Raw genomic sequence first — 22450 nt, 5'->3', positions numbered from 1 at the left:
TGTTCGTTTATTCGTTATTATGTTCTGGATTCCGAAATCCGAGCGTATTGTATCGGTTTAGTTAGCCAGTAAGCAATAGAATTTATTCATACTTTCAACTAATTATCCATTCAATCTGTTTTTTCAAATCGATGTTTATCTCTGAAAGCTCTTCAATGGCATAATCAGTATAAGGATTACTTGTTGTATCCATAGCTTGATGCTGTTGCATTTGTTTATCACGAGCATGATGTAACCACGAAATCTGAGGAGCAAATAAATGAAGCATACCCTCGACCCATCTATCTAAAACTTGCCAGTAGGGATCATCAATTAAAGTCATCTTGTAGCGTTTGAGAAAATAATCAATGTGCTTCGCCTCATACCAAACTTCTGAAGTAACCCAACGATTTACGGTGAATAAGCGTATCGGTTGTCCAAACTGATTCATGCTTATTGCGACCAAGTGAGTCATGGGATTATCCATATATTTATCCCAATCAGCTAATGGAGCAGGTTTTATACGTTTCGGTATGTGTTTGTATCTGATAAAACAGTGGAAATGACCATGTTCTGTGCTTTCTAAATTTTCTCTATGGCAATGATAAAAATATTGAGAACCGGTACTGTGATCAATACGATCACCTTGAGGGTAATGACTCATTCGTTCATGTCTACGCTTTTTTTTAAGCGTGTAATGCAGAATGTTTTTACCTTTACTGGTAGTCATCTGGTGTTGCGCTTCTAATACCTGAGTAGCATATTTCAAAAAAACCTTCTGGTGCCACTTACTTAACTTCGGCAAAACAAATTCTGAATCATTCAGCATAATTATTACTACATAAAAGATAATGATAGCGACGTAAAAGAAAGAGGTAGTAAATACTACCTCTTAATAGGATAAGACTAAATACTAGTCCCCACTGCAACCTTTGCAACCTTTGCAACCTTTGCAGCCTTGGCACCCTTTGCAGCCAGTACAACCTTTGCAACCTTTACAACCAGCACATCCTGAAGATGTAGTGGCAGAAGTATCATCAGCATATGCTACAGACACCACAGGAACTGTTGACAATGCAGTTAGCAATGCAGCTACAGCTAAAGTTGATTTTTTCATAATATTACTTCCTTGATAGTTAAATGTTTTTTATTTTGACTCACTAAGATATTAGCAAACAAATTAAGGTTTTTCTTCCTTTTTAAAAAAAATTATTGTTTATTTATTATTGGATTAGATCTCTATACCCTACTTATTATTTTATGGCTGACTCATTGAATATTACTCAATCAGCCGAGCCATATCTATTTTCAGTTCAAGAAGATTGATGTGCCTTATTTAATAAATCAAGCATAGATAATTCCGACACAAATCCGGCGGCCGCGAGTTTTGTAATTTGTGTTCCTCGAGCATCAAAAAAAAGCATGGTTGGTGTACCATAAATAGCAAAGGCTTTTTTGATCTCGTCCACTTCCCTACTCTTATCACTGATATCCACTTTAATATTTACTAATCCAGACATCGCTTGAGTTATTTTGGGTTGATTAAAGACTTTTGAGTCCATATCCTGGCAATCACCACACCAATTGGCTGAAAACTCAACAAAAGCTACTTTATGATTTTTTTTGGCCAACGCCAATTGATGATTAACATCACTTAGCTTGCTGACCTTAATAAATTGATTTTCAACAACCCTACTTTCTAAGGACGGATTAAAAATGGAAACTCCAAGACCATAAAGAATAATGCTTCCATAAATTATCGCCATGACCCCAATCGTTTGAAAAAGCAAACCTTTTTTACTTTTCTGCGATTGCAAGCTGCCTAAACTAATACTGCCAATGATGAGCAAAGCAGCCCATAAAATTTTAATCAGTGATGCATCAAGAATTCGCGAGAACATCCAGATGGAAATGCCTAACATCATCAAACCAAAAAAATATTTGATTTTTATCATCCAAGAGCCTGTTTTAGGTAATAGCGAGCCATAGCCAGAACCCACAATAAGTAAGGGGATCCCCATTCCTAGTGCCATGACAAATAGAATTAATCCTCCCATTAAAACCTGACCTTTTTGACCAATATAACTTAAAACGCCAATTAAAGGAGCAGTGACACAAGGAGAAACCACTAAGGTGGATAGCACGCCCATTAAAGCGACTGATATGTAGTTACGTTTAGTATTGGAATGTCCTGCTCCACATAATTTATCAGTCAAAGATGGGGGTAATCTTAACTCAAATAATCCAAACATTGATAAAGCCATAATAATAAAAATCATACTGAATAGTACGATTACCACAGGACGTTGCATCATAGTCTGAATCGTACTTCCCATTAACCCAGCAAGCATTCCTGCTCCAGCATAAGTTATAGCCATACCAATTACATAACTTAGTGATAACCTAAAGGCCTTAAGGGTAGATAAAGATTTTTGTCCAACAATGATTCCGGATAAAATAGGTACCATAGGTAAAACGCAAGGTGTAAAAGCTAATAATACACCTAAGCCAAAAAAAGCACTTAAATAAACAAAAGCATTGTTTCCCTGAATAAAATGCAGCACCGCATCTGGATTGGCACTCTCAAAACCGGGCGAAGACCAAACTACGTTGGCAAATAACATCAGCATCAAAATGCCGATATTCCTAATTGATGTTCTCATTTTAGTTTCCTAATTTTAAATAACATTAATGAATTGAATAAACACATTAAAAGTAGAATCTGTTGACAATTAATCTTTAAAGTGCGCCCCGTCATCTCTAGCCTCCGCTAGAGATCTCGGAAGCAGAAACGGTACTACATTCAGGAGATCTCTCGCTTACACTCGAGATGACGCAGTTGTGCTCGAGCTGAGAGCATAGAACAAGCCACTGGATGTCGAAGATCAATTGTCACAGTTAATGAACTAAATCAGGATGGGTGGTTTAAAAAGAGAAAAAATGGGGGAGTTATAAGTAAATTGTGTTACAGAGTAATAAAGCAGGCCGGCAAGAAGGAACAGATAAGCCTCGATTCCAAACTCATCCTCCGCCAGAGTATATAGCCAAGAAGAAGCACAAGAAGAGACAATGACCGTCCTACTTGAACAGGGGCTTGAAGTCGTACTGTATTGAGTCTTTTGTTGTACCTGATTTTCAATTAAATGTGATAGTACTGGTTTTACAGTAAATAAAACCATACTCAATAGGATCAAATAATTAATAAATTTAAGCTTCTCTTTCATGTTATTTATAGTATCTACTTGAAAGCTAAATGTACAGTGTTTTATCTGTTTCCTATGCCTTGAGGCTTGTCGGCAGGATCCAGTCTGGTACTCCATTTCTGAATGCCGCGAACAAGTCGCGGCAACGTAGGCGTGTGAAGAAATACGCCAGTGGGTAGGTTGCAAGCAACCAGTCTACGCTTAAGAAGACAATTCTTTTTTGGACAAAAATAAAAATAACTTATCGAGTAAACGAGTACTCAAGATACGTTTTAAAAAAATAAATAAATGGGCTGGGAAAGTCACCGGATATCTCGCTCTGGGTCTTTTGGCCTCAATAGCATGGATCAATTTTATAATGACAGTATCCGTTTTTTTAGTAAAAAAAGAGTTGGCTTTTACCTGCTTATAGCTCGTAAGCATAGCCTCATACTGCTTTTTAAAATAACTTTTTTCCATGTCTATATTTTGTAATGAACTGTCTACCGAATTATCTCTAAATCGACTTTCTATTGGTCCAGGCTCTATAGTAATGACATGAATACCAGAAGAATGTAATTCCAATCTTAAAGTATCGCTTAACCCCTCTACTGCATATTTTGAAGCATTATATGCACCACGAAAAGGCATACTAATAATGCCGAGTATCGAGCTAATGTTAATAATCCGCCCCTGCCCTTGCCTCCGCATAACCGGAACAGCCAGATTAATTAATTCCAGCAGACCAAATACATTGGTTTCAAACTGCCGCCTCAAGGTGTCACGAGTAATATCTTCTAAAGCCCCCGCTTGACCATAGCCAGCATTATTAATCAGAACATCTAATCTTCCTGATGTCATACTTAATAACTGAGAGAATGCATTATGGATAGAGGAGGAATTATTTACATCTAAAAGAAGGGTTTCAACTCCCATGGCGGATAATTTTTGTACGTCTTCAACTTTGCGGCAGGAAGCAATGACGCGATGGCCTCTTTTCTGTAAAGCAAAAACACTGTCAAAACCAATACCGCTTGAACATCCTGTGACTAAAATTACACTGCCTGTCATTTCCAAAACCTTAAAAAATACTTTAACGTTATGCTACTCGCCCCACTCCATAAAAGCTATCCTTGCAACCAGGAATTGCCCTATCAAATGCTATTTTTAAAAACTTGGTGACTTTAATTTGGTCTATAATGTGGGTGACACACCAAGAAAAAGGAATGCATCATGGAGAAAGCAAGAGTTAAAAACTACGGATTACTGCCTATACTCCTAGCATCTTTCATACTATTAATAGGTACCTTTTATAGTGTTTATTCCAATGCCAGTAACAATGCATCACAACCTCCTGGCACTCAATTGGCATATTTTATTGGCTATCATAGTTATGGTGGATATTATCTTCCAGGATATATTTATTATGGTCCAAGACATTATCCTCGCAGAGCTTATTGGACGGGTTGGCGCTCTATAGGTTATGGCTGTCGTCAAACTTGTCTTATAGATCGCTGGAGCGGTCGCGCTATCCGTTGCTCCAGGCGTTGCATATAAAGGACAACAGACGATTAAATAAGGTTGGATTCCTCCCCAACCTTATTTATTTTAATGACGCCTGCGCTAATAAACTCTAAGCAAAATAATCAATGATACCTTCTTGAGTCTTCTTGGTTAATGGAATTAATTGCACTTCATCATCAGAACTCATCGCGGGTATTTCTTCAGATGGTGCGTTATTATGCGAAAAATGACGAGGATTTGTATCAGAGCCAATATGAACATCAGATAAATTTAATCCTTGCTCGGCCATCATTTCCCTTAACTTTGGTAAAGCCTGATCTACTATGTCACGTACATGGCTGTTGTGGCTGTTTATATTAACTGAAGCGGAGTCCTTGACGACTTTGATGCTGATTTCTAATGGTCCTAAATCTTCTGGATGTATTTTAATTAATGCACTTTTAATCCCTTGGTGACCTAACCAAGTAATATGTTCAGAAAATTTATTGGCCCACTGAGAATTAGCCAGGTCAACAGGGATCTCAAGTGATTTTACGGGTATTTCTGTTGCTGTTTGACTTTCGTTATTAGCTAATGCATTAGGCTGAACCAAGTATTGGGTATTTTCTCCTGAGGGGGGGCTACCTATGGTGGGTTCTTCGGTAAGCTTTGAGCTATTTTTTTCTGAAGAAACGTTTGGCAGTTGCATACCCTTAGACAAATCTTCTTTGGCGTTTATTGTCGTCTTGGTATTTATAGGCTCGAGGACTTTATCATATTGGGTAGTCTCATCTTTTTTTAATTCTATTTCAGGTAATTGCGCTGACTCTAGCTGTAGAGTTTCTAATTCAGGCAAAAATTCTTCCGCAAATTCATTGGTTGTCGAAACTGACTGCGGGGGTTGAAAACTCTTCGAATTAATCCACACCATCGCAACATTGTTTTCTAAACTATTAAGAGAAGGTTGTTCTGACTGCACCTCTGTATTTAGTGGGGTATCGAGTAATACGGGTATTGTATCCGTTAGATGGTCAGCATTGTTCATCCGCGTGTTACTAGTTGTCTCTTGAATATCCTTATTTATTGGAAGTTCATTCTTTGAGTTTATTTGATTTTCAATACTTGTCACATTTATCTTGTTAGTGAAACTCGCTTCATTGACCACCCCTTCTTTATTGGTCAGCTCCTCCTGAGTAGATGTATTTAAAATAGTACTGTCGGCAAGAATACTATTTGAAAAAGTAGTACCTGAAACAGGAAGACTGGAATCGGAATCAACTTCACTTTTGACAGGGATATTCGCCAATATCTCGGCAAACAACAAAACAAAAGAAGAAGGATCGAGGATAAGATTATCTTTATCTACCGAGTCATCGGCTAATTCTAAAGCTTGATCAACCCCTGGAATATCCTGAGTATTTATGGGTGGTTCTGTCAGTGAAGAGGAATTAAGAATAAAGTGAGTCAAATCAAGCATATTAACACTCCTTGTGCGCTGTTTTTTTTACAAGCAATATTCGTACCACATTAAAAAAGGCCAAAAAAATTAAACCTAATGTTAATAAATATTTCTTCGGTGTAAATCTCCGCAAAAAGATCTATGGTACTCATAGAACTAATGTTAGCCTCTGCTCAAAAAATTATAATGAGAATAAAATATGCGAAACTTATTATTTCCTTCTCGAGTGACTAAAGAATCTGTAGTACAAAAAATTGAGCAGGCCAAATCTTTATTAGCTGATATCGAAGACGGGAAAAAGCGTTATTTTCTTTCACTGCTCCAAAAACGGATCAATGATTTTGAAAGTGAATTATCATCGCACACGATAAGCCCTTTTGAAAAAGAACAGGTTTTAGAACAATACTCCAGATTTGCCAAAACATTACATCAATGTCTGGAGTACCCATGGGGAGCCGGAAGCTCTATCTATTATTACCATAGGCAATACTATTATCTCGTTGGAAGCCATGACGCCGCAAAACCTAATCATCTAACTAAAGAGATTTGCCTTGCATCAGTGGGTCTTTGCATCAGTTTAGTCATTGGCTCAATTCCGGTTTGTGCATTTAATCCAGTAATTGGAGCCATTTTGCTTCTTGTAGCAATCCCCTTATTGTTTCCCAGTTGCTTTTTTCTGTTCATTCCGGACGCTCCAGATTCAGTGAAAAAGAAACAGGAAGAAATAACCCTCTTTCAGGAAGGAGCAAAATTAATAAGGCCTGATCTCGTATTCGAAGAGGAAAGCGACATCAATACGGAGTCTGATTTTTCTGAAATGAGTTTCATTCCGAGATAGATGCCTTATTTGTAACATAGAACTTAAAGATAAATGGAGGTACCTGTTCAGATGATAAGTTTCGAGAACTTTAATTTTCCCGTTCTTAATTCACAAGATCTCATGATAATTTGCCAAATATAAGCTATTATTATGTTTTTTGAATTGGGGAGTTCTTTTATGAAAGTGGGTCATGACAGTCTATCAACAAAATCTCAATTAAATGTTGATGGCAAAACCTATCATTATTACAGCTTGAAAGAAGCAGAACAGAAGAATTTTAAAGGGATTAGTCGCCTTCCCTACTCTCTAAAGGTACTCTTTGAAAATTTACTTCGTTTTGAAGACGATACAACAGTAACAACCAAGGATATTAAGGCGATTGCTGACTGGTTACAAACCAAAACCTCACAGCATGAAATTGCTTTCAGACCTGCTCGAGTTCTGATGCAAGATTTTACGGGAGTTCCTGCCGTTGTTGATCTGGCGGCCATGCGGACTGCCATAGTAAAAATGGGAGGTAATCCCGATAAAATCTCTCCACTATCGCCTGTTGATTTAGTTATTGATCACTCGGTAATGGTTGATAAGTTTGGTACCCAAGATTCTCTTGAAGTAAATACCGAAATCGAAATGGAACGCAACAATGAGCGTTATGAGTTTTTACGTTGGGGCCAAAAAGCATTCTCCAACTTCCAGGTTGTTCCCCCAGGAACAGGAATATGCCATCAGGTAAATTTGGAATATCTGGGTAAAACCGTGTGGAGTAGTGAAGATGATGGTCAATTATACGCTTACCCTGATACTTTGGTAGGTACTGATTCACATACTACTATGATTAATGGATTAGGAATCTTAGGCTGGGGAGTTGGCGGAATCGAAGCTGAAGCGGCCATGCTTGGACAACCAGTTTCCATGTTAATTCCTGAAGTTATAGGTTTTAAACTTACCGGCAAACTAAAAGAGGGTATTACCGCAACTGATCTGGTACTCACAGTAACCCAAATGCTTCGTAAGAAAGGAGTGGTTGGTAAATTTGTTGAGTTTTATGGTCCCGGACTTAATGATTTGCCACTTGCCGATAGAGCTACTATTTCTAATATGGCTCCCGAATATGGTGCTACCTGTGGATTTTTCCCTGTTGACAAAGAAACCATTCGTTATCTGGAATTAACTGGTCGCGATAAACATACTATTGCGTTAGTTGAAGCCTACGCCAAAGCTCAAGGTATGTGGTATGACAAAGACTGCGAAGATCCTGTTTTTACTGATACCTTACAATTGGATTTAAGTACAGTAGAACCCTCTCTCGCTGGCCCCAAAAGACCACAGGATAAAGTAAATTTAAGTACACTACCTGTTGAATTCAATGCTTTTTTAAAAGAGACAGGCAAAGAGTCAGAAAAAAATACTGACTTTATGGTAAAAAACAAAGACTTTAAAATGAAACATGGCAATGTGGTTATTGCAGCAATCACCAGTTGTACCAATACATCCAATCCCAGCGTTCTGATGGCCGCAGGCTTAGTGGCTAAAAAAGCAATTGAAAAAGGCTTGCAACGCAAACCTTGGGTTAAATCTTCTTTAGCACCCGGCTCCAAAGTAGTTACCGATTATCTTAAACATGCTGGTCTACAAACTTATCTGGATCAGTTAGGGTTTAATCTGGTGGGTTATGGTTGTACCACTTGTATTGGTAATTCAGGCCCTCTTCCTGATGCTATTGCTCACTGTGTTACAGATAACGATCTCGTGGTATCAGCAGTTCTTTCTGGAAACCGAAATTTTGAAGGCCGTGTACATCCACAAGTCAGAGCGAACTGGCTCGCCTCTCCTCCTTTAGTAGTAGCTTATGCACTAAGTGGTACTACTTGTACTGACTTAAGCAAAGAGCCTTTAGGCAAAGATAATCAGGGAAATGACGTATTCCTCAAAGACATATGGCCTTCTAATGCAGAAGTAGCTGCAGAAGTTGCCAAAGTCAGCGGCGGGATGTTCCGCAAGGAATATGCGGAAGTGTTCCAAGGCGATGCCCATTGGCAAGCGATTAAAACCAGCACAGGTAAAACTTATGAGTGGAATGCTGATTCGACTTACATTCAACATCCTCCTTTCTTTGAAAATCTAAAGGCAAAACCTGATTCAATTAAACCGATAAAAGGAGCATATATACTGGCCTTGTTTGGTGATTCCATTACTACGGATCATATTTCTCCAGCGGGATCAATTAAAGCAAGTTCACCTGCCGGTTTATATTTGAAATCAAAAGGCGTGAGTGAAAAAGACTTCAATTCATACGGTTCTCGTCGTGGTAATCATGAAGTAATGATGCGGGGAACCTTTGCCAATATTCGGATCCGTAATGAAATGACGCCTGGTCAAGAAGGTGGGATTACGCGTTACATCCCGACTGGCGAAATTATGCCAATTTATGATGCTTCCATGCTCTATCAAGCGAATAAACAGGAATTAGTAGTAATCGCCGGTAAAGAATATGGTACGGGCTCATCAAGAGACTGGGCAGCAAAAGGAACTAATTTGCTTGGTGTAAAAGCAGTTATTACTGAAAGTTTTGAACGTATTCATCGTTCTAACTTAATTGGTATGGGTGTTTTGCCTTTACAGTTTATTGATGGCATGACTCGCAAGACATTATCATTGGAAGGTAATGAGCGAATCAGCATTGCTCTATCTGACTCATTAACTCCAGGTGCAATGGTGGCTGTCACTATAGAGCGTGCTAATGGTCAACGTGAAGAAATTAAAGCACTCTGCCGCATCGATACAGCTGATGAATTGGAATACTATAAAAATGGTGGCATCTTACAATACGTATTACGTAACTTGTGTGCGTAATTTCAGCTATTGAGTTGTCATCATTGCTGTCTGATGTAGTAAACGTGGCCCGGTTGCAAGCAACCGGGCTACCCTGTAAATGAAGCATTGATTCGTCATCATTGAAATAATTGTTTTTTTTAAACTAAAATGCTACATTCCCCTGTTAATTTTTTATAGAGAATCCGTGTTCATGGGCGTTTTTTTATTTGTCAATTCCAATAGTTCTAGTAACAGTAATACATACATACCATTCAGTTTGTCTTCCTACACCCATTAAGGATCTCTAATTATGAATCATTCAAAGAGGGTTTTGAGCGTTTTTTCCTTGGTAATGATTAACATAATTGCTGTCGATAGCTTAAGAACTTTACCTATTAGCGCAAAACTTGGTTTGTCATTAATATCCTATTACATTATTGCTGCTTTCGCCTTTTTTATTCCCGTGGCACTGGTCGCTGCAGAGCTGGCAACGGCCTACCCCAACACCGGGGGAATTTATGTTTGGGTCAGAGAAGCATTCGGTAAACGAGCTGGATTTATAACTATATGGCTTCAATGGATATATAACGTTGTCTGGTATCCAACCATACTCGCTTTTATTGCCGCAACTCTTTCCTACCTAATTGCACCAGAATTATCCAATAATAAATTTTATCTATTGGGCACTACTTTGGGGTTATTTTGGTTATTTACATTGTTGAATTGCTTTGGAATGAGAATTTCCAGCATAGTGAGCATCATTGGTGCATCTATCGGCACCGTATTGCCTATGCTCATTATTATTGTATTGGGGATTAATTGGTGCTTTCAGGGAAAAACAGTAGCAGTTGACTATTCTGCATCGTGGCTCCCTGATTTTAGTTCTTTGGGAAATTTATCGCTCTTTGCGGCTGTCTTATTTGGCTTAATCGGCATGGAAATGTCCGCCGTACATGCTGAGGAAGTTAAAAACCCACAACGCGATTACCCTAAGGCATTACTTTATTCAACACTGGTAATTATTTCTACTCTTTCTTTAGGCTCTCTTGCCATTGTTATTGTGGTACCCAATGAAAGTTTAAGTGTGGTATCTGGGCTGATTGATGCTTACTCTATATTTTTCAATTCATATCATATGCCCTGGATGACCTCAGTCATTGCGGTATTAATTATTGTGGGTGGCATCAGTGGCGTTTCAGCCTGGATTATTGGCCCCACTAAAGGATTATTAGTTTCTGCTCGCGATGGTTCCTTACCCGCCCGATTTACTCGCGTTAATAAGTACGGAGCTCCTGTAACTATCCTGGTAACCCAAGCCATTATATTTTCTTTTTTAAGTTCCATCTTTATCTTACTTGACTCAATCAATGCAGCTTATTGGATGTTAAGCGATTTAAGTGCCCAGATGGCATTAATGGTTTATGTCATCATGTTTGCCGCAGCCATAAAATTAAGATACAGCAAACCCGAACAACCCAGGGGATATACTATTCCTGGTGGAAACATAGTCATGTGGTTAGTTTCAGGTACTGGAATTGTTTGCTGCCTGACAGCCATGTTCGTAGGTTTCATCCCCCCCACCCAAATTCCTATTGGGAATATATTTTTCTTTGAATCATTTCTAATCGGAGGATTGACCCTGTTTGTACTAATTCCATGGTTCCTTGCTAAAAAACACTAGTAAGAAATTACAGTACCTACTGATAAGTTCGAAAAACGTCATCTCGACCACTGTGACAGATCTCCTGAAATGAGCGCTCTACCTATATTTAGGACACCGTGTCAACTTAACATTCTACCTATCCTCTTTCTGACGTGGTCAAATGTTAAGTTGGAGGCGCCTATTTACAAGCCATTAAATTAATTTAGGAGGGGCTTGGCACATTGTCTATCTGTAAATCTTGTTCAGCTATTCTCACTGCATTTTCGAAGGCAGGCTGCACCAGCGTGAAAAAATTATTCCTATGGCCTAGTGTGACTACTTTAATTATCGCGTTTGCCATGATTTTCAAAAGATTAGTGAGATAGTCTCCCCAACCTAAAGCATTTTGCAATACAGGCATTGCGTTTTGTATTTCCTCTCTACAAGTATTTTTAAATAACTCATCTGATAATGAATCCCTGAGCGTCATATTATCTTTATAACGATCACGAGCATTCTTTAAATTATTCACTAAGGCTAAAGCCACGTCATAAGCATTTCTGAATTGATTTGGGTTAACTTCCCTTACTCTCTGAGCAAGGTTCTCTAATGCTGTATCAATGGATAGAAGTAGAGCGTTAATTTTTGCTTCTTTTTGCTTTTGATCCTTAAACTGTTGTGCTGCTGCGTTAATCTCTTCTCTTTTATTAGCCATAGCGCACTTAATAGCATCGGATTGTTTTCTGTCGATACCTGGCGTCGTTAATGCTTCAGATAAGTTTCCTTTATCGCCGGTTATTTCAGCCAGATTGGTTAGTAATTGTTGTGCTCTTGTTTTCACCCCATCACTGGTTCTAACTCCAGAAAAGTCTACAGCGAATTGATTTATTTTCTTAATGTAATTTGCTATAACCTGTTGGGCTTCTTTTTGAAGCTGTTGCTGTGCCGCTGCCTTAATCTCTGCTTGAGCGGGCGGTTCAATAGCGACTTCTTTTTCTATAGATTTTAATGAAGGAGTAACTGCACTTTTGCGTGAATAAAGAACAGTATATGAGCCTTGATTCCCGTAATCCCCTTTTCCTAATGAATTATCAAGATTATAAATATTATCTTTCGTAAGATCCTCGCTATCATGTCCATGAACAAAATTTATCTTATAATCGTAATGATCTTTCGGTCTATCAAGGGAGTAATACCTCCTGTTCCACATAATAAACTCAAAGGGCGCATCACTTAAATTTTCCCCGAGATAACCAGCCCACATATTTTCGGATGTATATAGTGTATGTACCGTATCATTTTGCACGTGTTTTTGGAATTGCTCATTAATCTTATTAATAGTTTGAGCAAGACATACTGCGGTTGTGTCTTTGTACTCTACTTCTAGTTTTTGAGCGAGGTCTTTGATGCTATCCAATCCTATACCAGCATGGCTATAAATAGTAATTTCTTTATTATCTTCGCTTAATGAATATGAAATTGCTCGTAAAGTTGGTTTATAGGCTTTTTCTGCAATATCTAGTATCTCGTCTCTAGTTACAATCCCTGACTCCACAAGACGTTGTAATTTTCTGATAGATTCAGAATGCTCTTCCAATAGTATGCGGGGGAGAAAATCCTCTTGCCTCTCATAGGCCTCAATAAATTCAATACTATGATTCGAAACAATTATTTCCACAGGAACTTTATGTTCCTTTAGTTTTTCAAGAATTTTAAGGGTGAAATAATCATTATTGCCTCTGTCAGCTAGTTCATCTCCAATTAGTCTTATTGTTGAGTCACTATTGAATTTTAGCTTACCTAATATTCCAGTAAACTCACCCAAGAGCTCTTTTGTTAAATTTTCTGTTTCGGTTTTATAAATTTTAACTAGTCTATTATAATCTTCTTTATTGATATTTGTTGCTATTCCGTGTTTAACAAGCATAAACATCAGTTTCATAGTATTAGCATGTAGGTCGCCAATAGTTATTTGAGCTCCCCCAGTTCCCTTGTGTGTAAGGTCAACGGAGGGTAACTGATAAATATCTACTTGCTCTTTAATAAATTCAATAGCCATACTGTGTTCTCTCAGGGAAAAATAAATTTTTACAGTATATATTATTTTTATTAACTAAATATTAACTAACCAAATAAAGAAAAATTTTTGGCAGGGCAAGCGCATATTAAAATTGCAAGCTGAATAAAAAGGATTATTCTACTGTTTTTCCATTAAAACAGATATTTAAGAATGATTGATATTCATCGTAGCAAAATAGTTTCTAGTATATTTAGTGACATCACCGATCCAAGAAGCCCGAGAAATAGTCAGCATTTACTTTTGGAACTAATAATTATCACTATATGTGCCGTTATTTGTGGTGCTAAGGGTTGGGAAGACATAGAAACATTTGCAAAAGAGCGAGAGGATAGGTTGCGTAGATATTTAACATTGCCCTATGGAATTCCTTGCCATGATACATTTCGTCGCGTTTTTTCAAGAATAAATCCAGAATACCTTGAAAAAATACTACAGGGAGCATAATTCTATATGCGCTTGACCTGAAATTTTTGGCTGCTGCAGAAAAAGAAAAGTCCCTTATTGGCTTAAAATCACCCGGCGGGACTCAGCACATCCTGGCGCTTAAGGGGAAAACCAGCGCTCTCTTTGCTGTAGCTGTCGGACGCCACAACCACCGGCATCACAGCAGAGAGTTCAATTTCAAAAGGCTAAAGAAATTTGGGAAGCGTGCGCGGCACGGATTTTTTGCGCCTACAAATTCAACCCCACCTGTGTCTGACGTGTTCAAATGTTAAGTTGACAGTGCCTTCGCGAAGGTTTACTTTTAAAGCTATTTACTCATGACGCAATGATCTGCCTAATGTTTATTACTTCAATAATAAACATCAGGCGCGACTTAACTTTGATAGTTATCTTAAATATCTTCTGGCAGAGACATCAAGCTGGCATTACCGCCTGCCGCTGTTGTATCTACAGTATAAGTACGTTCATGGCATAATCTTACCAAATAATTAGGACCACCCGCTTTAGGCCCAGTACCCGATAAACCTTCACCACCGAAAGGCTGTAAACCAACGACTGCGCCGACCATATTACGATTAACATAGCAGTTGCCGGCATGCACTCTTTGCCTGATGTATTCCACTGTATCATTGATACGGCTGTGAATCCCAAGAGTTAATCCGTAACCGGTCTGGTTAATTTGATCAATTACTTTATCAAGATCTTTTCTTTTGAACTGAATCACATGAAGTACAGGCCCAAATACTTCTTTTTCCAGGGAGTTGATATTGTCTATAGCTATTGCTGTTGGAGGCATAAAATAACCTGATTCAACCCCTTCATTAATCTGACATTGATACAGAATCTCATGGCGTTTTTTCATATTATCTACATGTCCTTTCAGCAAGGATAATGCTTCCTGGTCAATAACTGGACCAACATCTGTAGACAACCAACGAGGATCACCTACCACTAACTCAGCCATAGCTCCTTTGAGGAGTGCTACAGTTCGTGGATAGACTTCCTCTTGAACATACAATACGCGTAGAGCCGAGCATCGCTGTCCAGCACTACCAAAGGCAGAAGTGACCGCATCAACAACTACTTGCTCCAGTAATGCCGAAGAATCAACAAGCATCGCATTCTGACCACCTGTTTCGGCAATAAAGGGAATAAGTTCCCCACCTCGAGTAGCCAGAGTCTTATTAATGTGATTCGCAGTATCAGTCGACCCAGTGAACAAGACTGCTTTTATTCTCTTATCAGCAACTAATGCTGCTCCAATAGTCTCCCCTGCCCCTGGAAGTAACTGAACAGCTCCAACTGGAATACCTGCCTGATGCATTAATTTTACTGCATACGCAGCAATAAGAGGTGTTTGTTCTGCTGGCTTGGCTATAACACAATTCCCTGTTATCAACCCTGCCACTACTTGACCAGTAAAAATGGCCAAAGGAAAATTCCAAGGACTAATACAAAGTATGGTGCCCCGAGGATGTAAACTTAATTCATTTAACTCACCGGTATAACCATGTAAGCGAGTCGGATTTGCCATCAATTGTTGCCCCATCATGGCATAATAACGGCAAAAATCTATTGCTTCTCGTACTTCAGAAATACCATCATTCCAGGTTTTCCCAGCCTCAAGACAGGCTAAAGCCATCAATTCCACCATATTGGCTTGCAACAAATCAGCAAATCGTTTGATACAAGAGACTCTCTCCTCTACAGGAGTCTTGCTCCACGAAGCAAAAGTTAACTCGGCTTGAGCTAGTGCTTTTTCAACATCGTCTAAGGAGGAATTCTGCAATGAACCGACTACAGCATCAGGTTGTTGTGGAGAAGTGACCGGATGAGTTGAATCAAAAACCATGCGCCCGGCAACTATAGGCCCAGCCTTCCATTGAGTTAAATCAATTTTTTCTAATTCCTGTTGTAATTGGGCTCTCTCATATCGATTACTAAAATCAAAGCCTTTAGAGTTTTTTCTTCCAGGTAAAAATAACGCTTCTGGTAAAGGAATATTTTTATTCATATTACCAAATAACGATTTTGCTTTATTGATTGGATCCTCAACTAAATCGCTAATAGGCGCATTGTCATCCACTATACGATTTACAAAAGAGGAATTTGCTCCGTTTTCCAACAAGCGTCGAACCAAATAAGGAAGCAGGTCTTCATGGCTACCTACCGGAGCATAGATTCGACAAGCAATACCATAATGTTCTTTAGGTACAACCTGTTCATAGAGTTCATTCCCCATTCCATGCAGACACTGGAATTCAAAGTCTCTATACTCACCCACTATATTCAGGATCATTGCGACTGAATAAGCATTATGAGTTGCAAATTGCGGATAAATAGCATCAGTCAAAGTTAAGATTTTTTTAGCGCAGGCCTGAAAAGAAACATCGGTAAACACCTTGCGTGTAAATACCGGATATTCGGTTAGCCCTTGCATTTGTGTTTTTTTAATCTCACTATCCCAGTAAGCCCCCTTGATCAAGCGAACCATAATGCGTCTTTGTTTCTTTCGCGCTAAAGCAGCCACCCAATCTAAAACATAAAAAGCCCTTTTTTGATAGGATTGCACTGCCAGGCCAAAGCCATTCCAACCATTTAGACTGTCGTCACAGAATACCTTCTCAATGAGATCAAGAGATAAATCCAACCGCTCTGATTCTTCGGCATCAATGGTTAAAGCAATATCGTAATCTTTTGCTAAGCGAGCCAGTGTTAATAACTTCGCAGGCAGTTCAGCCATTACCCGCTCATGTTGACTCTCATTATAACGTGGGTGTAGCGCGGATAATTTTATAGAAATCCCCGGACGCCTATATACGTCTGAATTTTTATCTGCTTTTTGACCTATGGATTCAATAGCAACTTTATAAGCTTCCAAATATCGATCTGCATCAATGGACGTCAATGCTGCTTCCCCAAGCATGTCATAGGAATATCGATACCCTTTTTCCTCTTTCTTTTTTGCTCGAGTCAATGCTTCATTAATAGTACGTCCCATTACGAATTGTTTACTCATAATTCGCATGGCCTTATCAACCGCAGTACGGACCACAGCCTCACTACTGCGACTCACTAATTTCATTAACGATTTGGTTAAAGTATTCTCAGCTTTTTCTGGTGTTAATACTTTACCTGTTAACATCAAAGCCCAAGTAGTTGCATTAACAAAAAATGATTCACTTTGTCCTCTATGAGATTTCCAATCCCCGCCAGCTAATTTATCTTTAATTAAATTATCAATAGTAGCGTTATCTGGAACCCGTAATAAAGCTTCAGCCAGACACATTAGAGCAATCCCTTCATCACTGGATAAAGCATACTCTGTTAAAAATGAATCAATCCCAGTACTTTTTTTGCGTTCGGCACGCACCGCTTCAACCAATTTCGTCGCGCTGCTTTTGATACCGGCCATTTGTTGCTGTCCAAGTGCTGCCTTCTCGCATAGTTCAGTAATCAAAGATAACTCATCAGCACGATAAGCCTGATTAATGGCAGCGCGTAAACCTTCTGGTAAATTAATGGACTGCTTTTCCAGCATAGTATTCTCCGAAATCTTAAAAAGTGTAACAACAAAAGATCATAATGTAGAACCATATTAAAAGAAATGCATAGGTTCAATTTTTGGTGCATTATATGCCTAATATCATGTTTCATTAAAGCAAAAACACGCTTATAAGAGAAAAAAGATAGAACTAATTGTTTGCTTATTGAGTAAGTGTTATGCAATTTAACTATTTATTAAACACATAAACAGTATAAATTTAATACAAAAAGGGCTTGTTGTGGATGATCGCTTTTTAATAGCCTCTACTAAGCCCCTGAATTGATTAATATTTTACCCTGATGGACAAGGATCACCCTTATAATTTTACAATTACTTCATTTGTTAATATAATCACCATCTTTTTAATGACCAATAACGGTGATTTAACAAGAAGAAAGGAGCAGTATGAATACCTTATTAACTCTAATCTCAACCGTCATATTGACTAGCAATATCACATCCAGCACCCCTACTTTTGCTAAAACAGGGCCGGACCTAAACACTCAAGTACAACATCTAAGTCACAAGGCTCCCCAATTAAATAAAAACGTGCTGAAACTTGCTTTAACCGCCTATAAAAATGCGAACAAAAGAGGAGCGGTTAAAAAACCCGTTCTTACCGTAATCGATTACTCTTTGCCCTCGAACAAACAACGTATGTGGGTATTTGATGTCCGTAATGAACGCCTTTTATATAATACTTATGTTGCACATGGTAAAAATTCAGGTGTTAATAAAGCGCAGCACTTTTCGAACCGAGAGTCCAGTAAGCAATCCAGTTTAGGCACTTACATTACAAAAGACACTTATATAGGTCACAAAGGATACTCTTTAAATTTACAAGGTTTGGATAAAGGCTTTAATACCAATGCATACAACAGACGAGTGGTGATGCATGGGGCATGGTATATGGAACCTGATTTTATTAAAAGAGCGGGCCGTGCCGGCTTGTCTTGGGGCTGTCCTGCTATAGCACAAACCTTAGCTAAGCCCATTATCAATACCATTAAAAACGGTTCAGTAATTTTCGCCTATTTTCCTGATAAGAAATTTTTATCTCATTCAGGTTATTTAGTGGCCTAAAAAAGTAAAGCCAGGGCAAGCCCTGGCTTTTCGCAGTCATCCGCATAAGAACATCCCGTTCTTATAGTCATCCTGACAAATCAGATCCATCTGATTACAAATCCCTTTGCTTGACCCATATCCATACAAGTCATGTATAGAATTTAGCAACTGGAGATAAGAAGTGCAAGGAGACTTGATTGATATCAATTCTCATCTCAAGTACAACTCACCAAGGGTTTTTTATTGAAAATGATTATAAAACAATAGGTTACTTTTTTAATCCGCAAATGGATGTAGAGAAAACTGCTGTTCTCTTCCTTTGATTTGAGAAATCTCTTACAAAGAATAGAGCAAAAAATTCCATTCTTATTTATAGATTTTTAGCAATAAGGTTAAATTATGCCTATTATTATCAATCGAACATGATATTTTTATAGACTGAATGATGCTCTCTACCATTAAATATCTATTAAATTATCATTGTTGAATAGCTACAATGCTTCAAACAGATAGTGTAGAATCCATAAAACAATTCATTGCTGTTTGATTATGCCATGAGATATGGTAGTTTATTCAAGATATAATGTTGCAGAGTAAGACTATGAACCAACAGATTAATGCGAACCAACAGATTAATGCAGTAAAGAAAGATAAACTTCAAATTATAGACTGGCTTATAGAACATTTCCCCGGTGCTTTTTTTAAAAAAGGCAATCAGATTAAACCCCTTAAAATTGGTATATTTGATGATATTATCGATTTTTATGAGCGACTGGATTCCCCCCCTTTTAGTAAAAAGTCTCTTAGAGAAGCGTTAAGTTACTACAGCGCCTCTCCTGCTTACTTAAGCTGCCAAAAACCGGATACTGCCCGAGTAGATATTTATGGTAATGAAGTAGACGTAGTTACTCCTGAACAAGCTAAATATGCTCACCAACGATTCCAGGAACGTTACGCCAAGAAAAAAAATCCGGTTTAATCTTGGACTCAAATCGATATTAAATATTGATAATGTGCTCGCAGTGATGCGAGGGATCTCCAAAGTATGGCTCATGCCTATTTCAGGAAATCCCTCGTCACAAACTCCTAGGGATGACGGAATGCCGCTTAAGCCAATGACAGTGTCACTGGCCAAACAGTTCCAGGTAATACCTTGCTCTTGACTGTCCAAATTTGTGAGGTTCTTTAGAACACGTCACGAAAACTCATTGCAGCGCTAACAAATAATTAACCGAGACATCAGAGCTCAGGGAAGTTGTTCTCAAAATGGGGTTATAACTCAGGCCTTTCATATCAATTAAATTCAAATTAAACGAGCGAGCCATGGCAACTAACTCACTGGGTTTAATAAATTTATGATAATCGTGGGTTTGTTTAGGTAAAATATTCAACACATACTCTGCCGCAATAATTGCGCTGGCATAAGCTTTTAAAGTACGACTGATTGTCGATAGAAATAAGATCCCCGTAGGCTTCAGTAATCGTTTACAGTGTTTCAGCACCACTTCAGGATTTTGAACATGTTCTAACATTTCCATACAGGTTACGACATGAAATTTTTTGCTTTCAAATTCCTCTATGGGCGTACAATGATATTCAATGGTTAACTGATTTTCCCTAGCATGTTCTTTAGCAACCTGAATTGCTTCATCAGCTACATCAATACCTGTAACATTTGCCCCAGCCTTGGCCAAAGCTTCGCATAAAATGCCACCACCACAGCCTATGTCTAAAACGTTAATGCCCTTTAAATTGATATGCTGAGCAATAAAGGCAACACGGATATCATTAATATCATGCAATGTTTTTAGAGGGCCTTGAGTATCCCACCAATCATTAGCATGTTGGGAAAATTTATGCACTTCCTGATCATCAATAGTTGATTCAATATGCTTCATATGACAATAAATCCAAGGGTTGAAAAAATTCAATTACGAGCTGATTCGTAATAAAGCTTACATTATAAGGGTGCTCAGCGGCTAGGCCTACAGACAATTTATCTTGAGGAATAGTCTCTGCCATTTTACCCAATAAAATTAACTGGACAGTAGGCTTGACCACCGCTAATTGTTCCAAAAGGACTTTCATGAAAGGTTTCCACTGGCGAGCATGATAAGGAACCATTCCTTCACTATAAACCAAAGTAGCATTAAGCAATAAGATGCCCTGCCTCATCATGCCCCTAAACAGCTGTTCTGCAGTATGAACCAGACCTGTTTTATCTATTTGCGCTATAGCCTGTTGCGATGTATCAGTAGTTAAGTCCCCTCGAGCAACTAACAACATTTTAATCCAGTTTCTTAAAGAAGTAGCCCTGTTAACTGGTTTACTCAACCCTTGTGGACTCCATAAATCACCTACGGCATTATCCCAAAATGCATAACCATTAGCAGAAGAAGTACGTGGGTAAGGTGACTCACCTAAAAGTACATATCGAGTTTGAGAAAGAGATAAGCTAAAAGCGGCAAATAAATGGTTCAATCCGGGTAACCAGGTCCTATCATCCAACAATTGCTTTAAATAATTATTGTCCATCTGGTCTATGGCATTGCTTATTAATATTCTCCATTCAGGATGACAAGCATCAATAATACTATCCTGAATCGTTACTGCATTCATTTGATACACCAATTTTATAGATTCCGGCCATCTTACTGGATAACCGTTTTTAAGGCAAAAACGCAAAAACATGTTGCTAATTATGGGTACAAAAAATAAATGAATGTAATATTGCCATTATGAGGTATAATGAAGCACTTCTTAGATATGGGAACTACTATGATTTTAAGAGCCACACTGATGGGGATGGAAAAAACAGGTAAAACAGCAATTTTTAATAGACTTGGATCTGCAACATACACGGGTCCAATCACTCATCAATATAGGCCAACGATTGCTCCAGATTTTAATGTAATGCCCGTTTCGAATAGTAGCGAACCAATGAACATCCAAATATGGGATATGCCAGGAGAGGCTGCAAGAAAAGCGATGTCAATTCCACTAACTTTTAGTAGCTCTCGTTTTGGCCTCTATTGCGTAGACCTGTCCATTGAAATGACAGAAGAGATGGTCAGTGCCGCCCAAAAAGAGCTTAATGAATATAGGGCGTACAACCCTGATGCTCAATTAATTCTGGTCGGTACTAAAAGTGACATTGCTTTACCAAATGCCATGGAAACAGCGCAGAACTTATTAGCGGAGATACCCTTTGCGCGGATTATTTCTACTTCGGCTCAAGAGGAAAATGGCTTAAAAGATCTGCAAGATTTTTTGACTTTGGAAGCGAAAAAACTGATTCCGCAAAATAGAAGGCCCTGTTGTTGTCCGCAAACACCACCTGTTAATGCCATTCTAAAAGCGAGAAATCGCTGCCCTCAAGATTCAGACTTATATCATGCCCTGAATAATTTAAATAATAGGATGCAACACTTAGATGCAGGCCTAGTTGAAGCAATTGGAGAGGAAGCAAATATATTGCTTAACAATATAGCGGATCCCTCTGTAACGGATAAAACAACCAGCATTAATTTATTCATTGAAAAAAGTAATGAGCAGTTACAAGGTAAACATCACACACTTAGAAATATCATCTTATCCGTTGCCATTACTGCTGCTGTGACCATCATTGCAGGCACCATAGGGTTTGGTATTGGCTTTGCATTAGGAGCCTGGTCAGGTCCTGGTGCCTTCTTTACCGCTATAGCAACTGGCTGTGCCAGTGCGTTAGCTGTAACTGGAGGCGCATCCTTATTTGGTATAGGAGCTTTAGCTTATACCGCGCACCGCTTCTTTAAAACTACTCCAGTTCAGGAGTCAATTAATGAAATAGCAGAAGCAGCCAACGAAAGCACTCCAGTTCAACCTTACTAGAATTTGTCCTATTTTTGTTATCGCGTATCCTCTAATATGCCTCTT

18 protein-coding genes are annotated in these 22450 nt (G+C 38.5%); 8 read left to right on the top strand and 10 right to left on the bottom strand.

From position 1 onward, the window contains the following. Positions 1 to 94 precede the first annotated feature (94 nt). From LOX96_RS06530 to LOX96_RS06510, 5 genes are all read right to left on the bottom strand, one after another. The gene (locus LOX96_RS06530) at positions 95 to 808 is read right to left on the bottom strand and encodes a DUF6969 family protein (RefSeq protein ID WP_250421663.1); all 714 of its coding nucleotides are present in this window, start codon (positions 806 to 808) and stop codon (positions 95 to 97) included. Positions 809 to 892: 84 nt separating this feature from the next. Next, a complete protein-coding gene (locus LOX96_RS06525) occupies positions 893 to 1096 on the bottom strand; it encodes a hypothetical protein (RefSeq protein WP_250421662.1) in 204 nt (67 codons plus the stop codon). Positions 1097 to 1292: 196 nt separating this feature from the next. Beyond that, positions 1293 to 2642 carry a protein-disulfide reductase DsbD gene (gene dsbD, locus LOX96_RS06520; RefSeq protein WP_250421661.1) on the bottom strand — a complete coding sequence of 450 codons (1350 nt, stop codon included), beginning with the start codon at positions 2640 to 2642 and terminating at the stop codon, positions 1293 to 1295. Between the two features lie 243 nt (positions 2643 to 2885). Then, positions 2886 to 3203, bottom strand: coding sequence for a lpg1681 family protein (locus tag LOX96_RS06515; protein WP_250421660.1), 318 nt, complete (start codon positions 3201 to 3203; stop codon positions 2886 to 2888). A 180-nt stretch (positions 3204 to 3383) separates the two neighbouring features. Further along, complete coding sequence (locus tag LOX96_RS06510) at positions 3384 to 4232, bottom strand: SDR family NAD(P)-dependent oxidoreductase (RefSeq protein WP_250421659.1); 849 nt, start codon at positions 4230 to 4232, stop codon at positions 3384 to 3386. Positions 4233 to 4394: 162 nt separating this feature from the next. Between LOX96_RS06510 and LOX96_RS06505 the strand changes: the two genes are divergently transcribed. Next, a complete protein-coding gene (locus LOX96_RS06505; protein ID WP_250421658.1) occupies positions 4395 to 4718 on the top strand; it encodes a hypothetical protein in 324 nt (107 codons plus the stop codon). 76 nt (positions 4719 to 4794) lie between these two features. On the opposite strand, the gene LOX96_RS06500 is transcribed toward LOX96_RS06505, so the two are convergent. Further along, positions 4795 to 6141, bottom strand: coding sequence for a flagellar hook-length control protein FliK (locus tag LOX96_RS06500; RefSeq protein ID WP_250421657.1), 1347 nt, complete (start codon positions 6139 to 6141; stop codon positions 4795 to 4797). A gap of 181 nt (positions 6142 to 6322) precedes the next feature. Between LOX96_RS06500 and LOX96_RS06495 the strand changes: the two genes are divergently transcribed. The 3 genes from LOX96_RS06495 (at position 6323) to LOX96_RS06485 (ending at position 11438) form a co-directional block, all read left to right on the top strand. Continuing rightward, positions 6323 to 6961, top strand: a complete 639-nt coding sequence (locus LOX96_RS06495) for a lpg1689 family Dot/Icm T4SS effector (protein ID WP_250421656.1) — start codon at positions 6323 to 6325, stop codon at positions 6959 to 6961. Between the two features lie 159 nt (positions 6962 to 7120). Beyond that, entirely contained in the window at positions 7121 to 9796 is a 2676-nt protein-coding gene (gene acnA / locus LOX96_RS06490) for an aconitate hydratase AcnA (protein ID WP_250421655.1), read from the top strand. A gap of 271 nt (positions 9797 to 10067) precedes the next feature. Beyond that, complete coding sequence (locus tag LOX96_RS06485) at positions 10068 to 11438, top strand: APC family permease (protein WP_250421654.1); 1371 nt, start codon at positions 10068 to 10070, stop codon at positions 11436 to 11438. A 184-nt stretch (positions 11439 to 11622) separates the two neighbouring features. On the opposite strand, the gene wip is transcribed toward LOX96_RS06485, so the two are convergent. Next, the gene (gene wip / locus LOX96_RS06480; protein ID WP_250421652.1) at positions 11623 to 13458 is read right to left on the bottom strand and encodes a Dot/Icm T4SS effector Wip; all 1836 of its coding nucleotides are present in this window, start codon (positions 13456 to 13458) and stop codon (positions 11623 to 11625) included. 171 nt (positions 13459 to 13629) lie between these two features. Between wip and LOX96_RS06475 the strand changes: the two genes are divergently transcribed. Continuing rightward, a complete protein-coding gene (locus LOX96_RS06475; protein ID WP_250421651.1) occupies positions 13630 to 13923 on the top strand; it encodes an ISAs1 family transposase in 294 nt (97 codons plus the stop codon). A gap of 391 nt (positions 13924 to 14314) precedes the next feature. Here LOX96_RS06475 and putA read toward each other — a convergent pair whose 3' ends face one another. Further along, positions 14315 to 17464 carry a bifunctional proline dehydrogenase/L-glutamate gamma-semialdehyde dehydrogenase PutA gene (gene putA / locus LOX96_RS06470; RefSeq protein WP_250421649.1) on the bottom strand — a complete coding sequence of 1050 codons (3150 nt, stop codon included), beginning with the start codon at positions 17462 to 17464 and terminating at the stop codon, positions 14315 to 14317. Positions 17465 to 17875: 411 nt separating this feature from the next. Here putA and LOX96_RS06465 point away from each other — a divergent pair, with 411 nt between their 5' ends. Both LOX96_RS06465 and LOX96_RS06460 read left to right on the top strand, forming a co-directional pair. After that, on the top strand, positions 17876 to 18553 hold the full coding sequence (locus tag LOX96_RS06465) for a murein L,D-transpeptidase catalytic domain family protein (RefSeq protein ID WP_250421647.1): 678 nt from the start codon (positions 17876 to 17878) through the stop codon (positions 18551 to 18553). 583 nt (positions 18554 to 19136) lie between these two features. Then, positions 19137 to 19514, top strand: a complete 378-nt coding sequence (locus LOX96_RS06460) for a ProQ/FINO family protein (protein WP_250421646.1) — start codon at positions 19137 to 19139, stop codon at positions 19512 to 19514. 226 nt (positions 19515 to 19740) lie between these two features. On the opposite strand, the gene ubiG is transcribed toward LOX96_RS06460, so the two are convergent. Together ubiG and LOX96_RS06450 are read right to left on the bottom strand one after the other, a co-directional pair. After that, complete coding sequence (gene ubiG / locus LOX96_RS06455; protein WP_250421644.1) at positions 19741 to 20433, bottom strand: bifunctional 2-polyprenyl-6-hydroxyphenol methylase/3-demethylubiquinol 3-O-methyltransferase UbiG; 693 nt, start codon at positions 20431 to 20433, stop codon at positions 19741 to 19743. Then, positions 20420 to 21139 (bottom strand): uracil-DNA glycosylase family protein, encoded by a 720-nt coding sequence (locus tag LOX96_RS06450; RefSeq protein ID WP_250421687.1) that lies wholly within the window; start codon positions 21137 to 21139, stop codon positions 20420 to 20422. Before LOX96_RS06450 ends, ubiG begins: the two co-directional genes overlap by 14 nt. 144 nt (positions 21140 to 21283) lie before the next feature. On the opposite strand from LOX96_RS06450, the gene LOX96_RS06445 reads away from it, so the two are divergent. Next, positions 21284 to 22405: a GTPase domain-containing protein gene (locus LOX96_RS06445; protein WP_250421642.1), complete on the top strand. Its 1122-nt coding sequence runs from the start codon at positions 21284 to 21286 to the stop codon at positions 22403 to 22405. The last annotated feature ends 45 nt before the right edge of the window (positions 22406 to 22450 follow it).

The organism is Legionella maioricensis, assembly GCF_023618015.1.
Taxonomy (GTDB): Bacteria; Pseudomonadota; Gammaproteobacteria; order Legionellales; family Legionellaceae; genus Legionella; species Legionella maioricensis.
Note: the sequence above shows the minus strand (reverse complement) of the source record. Positions and strands in the feature narration are given on the sequence as shown.

Coding starts and splice junctions, on each gene's coding strand:
- LOX96_RS06505 (WP_250421658.1), top strand. CDS start 4,395: ATGGAGAAAGCAAGAGTTAAAAACTACGGATTACTGCCTATACTCCTA.
- LOX96_RS06485 (WP_250421654.1), top strand. CDS start 10,068: ATGAATCATTCAAAGAGGGTTTTGAGCGTTTTTTCCTTGGTAATGATT.
- LOX96_RS06525 (WP_250421662.1), bottom strand. CDS start 1,096: ATGAAAAAATCAACTTTAGCTGTAGCTGCATTGCTAACTGCATTGTCA.
- LOX96_RS06515 (WP_250421660.1), bottom strand. CDS start 3,203: ATGAAAGAGAAGCTTAAATTTATTAATTATTTGATCCTATTGAGTATG.
- LOX96_RS06500 (WP_250421657.1), bottom strand. CDS start 6,141: ATGCTTGATTTGACTCACTTTATTCTTAATTCCTCTTCACTGACAGAA.
- LOX96_RS06445 (WP_250421642.1), top strand. CDS start 21,284: ATGAAGCACTTCTTAGATATGGGAACTACTATGATTTTAAGAGCCACA.
- LOX96_RS06530 (WP_250421663.1), bottom strand. CDS start 808: ATGCTGAATGATTCAGAATTTGTTTTGCCGAAGTTAAGTAAGTGGCAC.
- LOX96_RS06495 (WP_250421656.1), top strand. CDS start 6,323: ATGCGAAACTTATTATTTCCTTCTCGAGTGACTAAAGAATCTGTAGTA.
- putA (WP_250421649.1), bottom strand. CDS start 17,464: ATGCTGGAAAAGCAGTCCATTAATTTACCAGAAGGTTTACGCGCTGCC.
- LOX96_RS06465 (WP_250421647.1), top strand. CDS start 17,876: ATGAATACCTTATTAACTCTAATCTCAACCGTCATATTGACTAGCAAT.
- LOX96_RS06475 (WP_250421651.1), top strand. CDS start 13,630: ATGATTGATATTCATCGTAGCAAAATAGTTTCTAGTATATTTAGTGAC.
- wip (WP_250421652.1), bottom strand. CDS start 13,458: ATGGCTATTGAATTTATTAAAGAGCAAGTAGATATTTATCAGTTACCC.
- dsbD (WP_250421661.1), bottom strand. CDS start 2,642: ATGAGAACATCAATTAGGAATATCGGCATTTTGATGCTGATGTTATTT.
- acnA (WP_250421655.1), top strand. CDS start 7,121: ATGAAAGTGGGTCATGACAGTCTATCAACAAAATCTCAATTAAATGTT.
- ubiG (WP_250421644.1), bottom strand. CDS start 20,433: ATGAAGCATATTGAATCAACTATTGATGATCAGGAAGTGCATAAATTT.
- LOX96_RS06510 (WP_250421659.1), bottom strand. CDS start 4,232: ATGACAGGCAGTGTAATTTTAGTCACAGGATGTTCAAGCGGTATTGGT.
- LOX96_RS06460 (WP_250421646.1), top strand. CDS start 19,137: ATGAACCAACAGATTAATGCGAACCAACAGATTAATGCAGTAAAGAAA.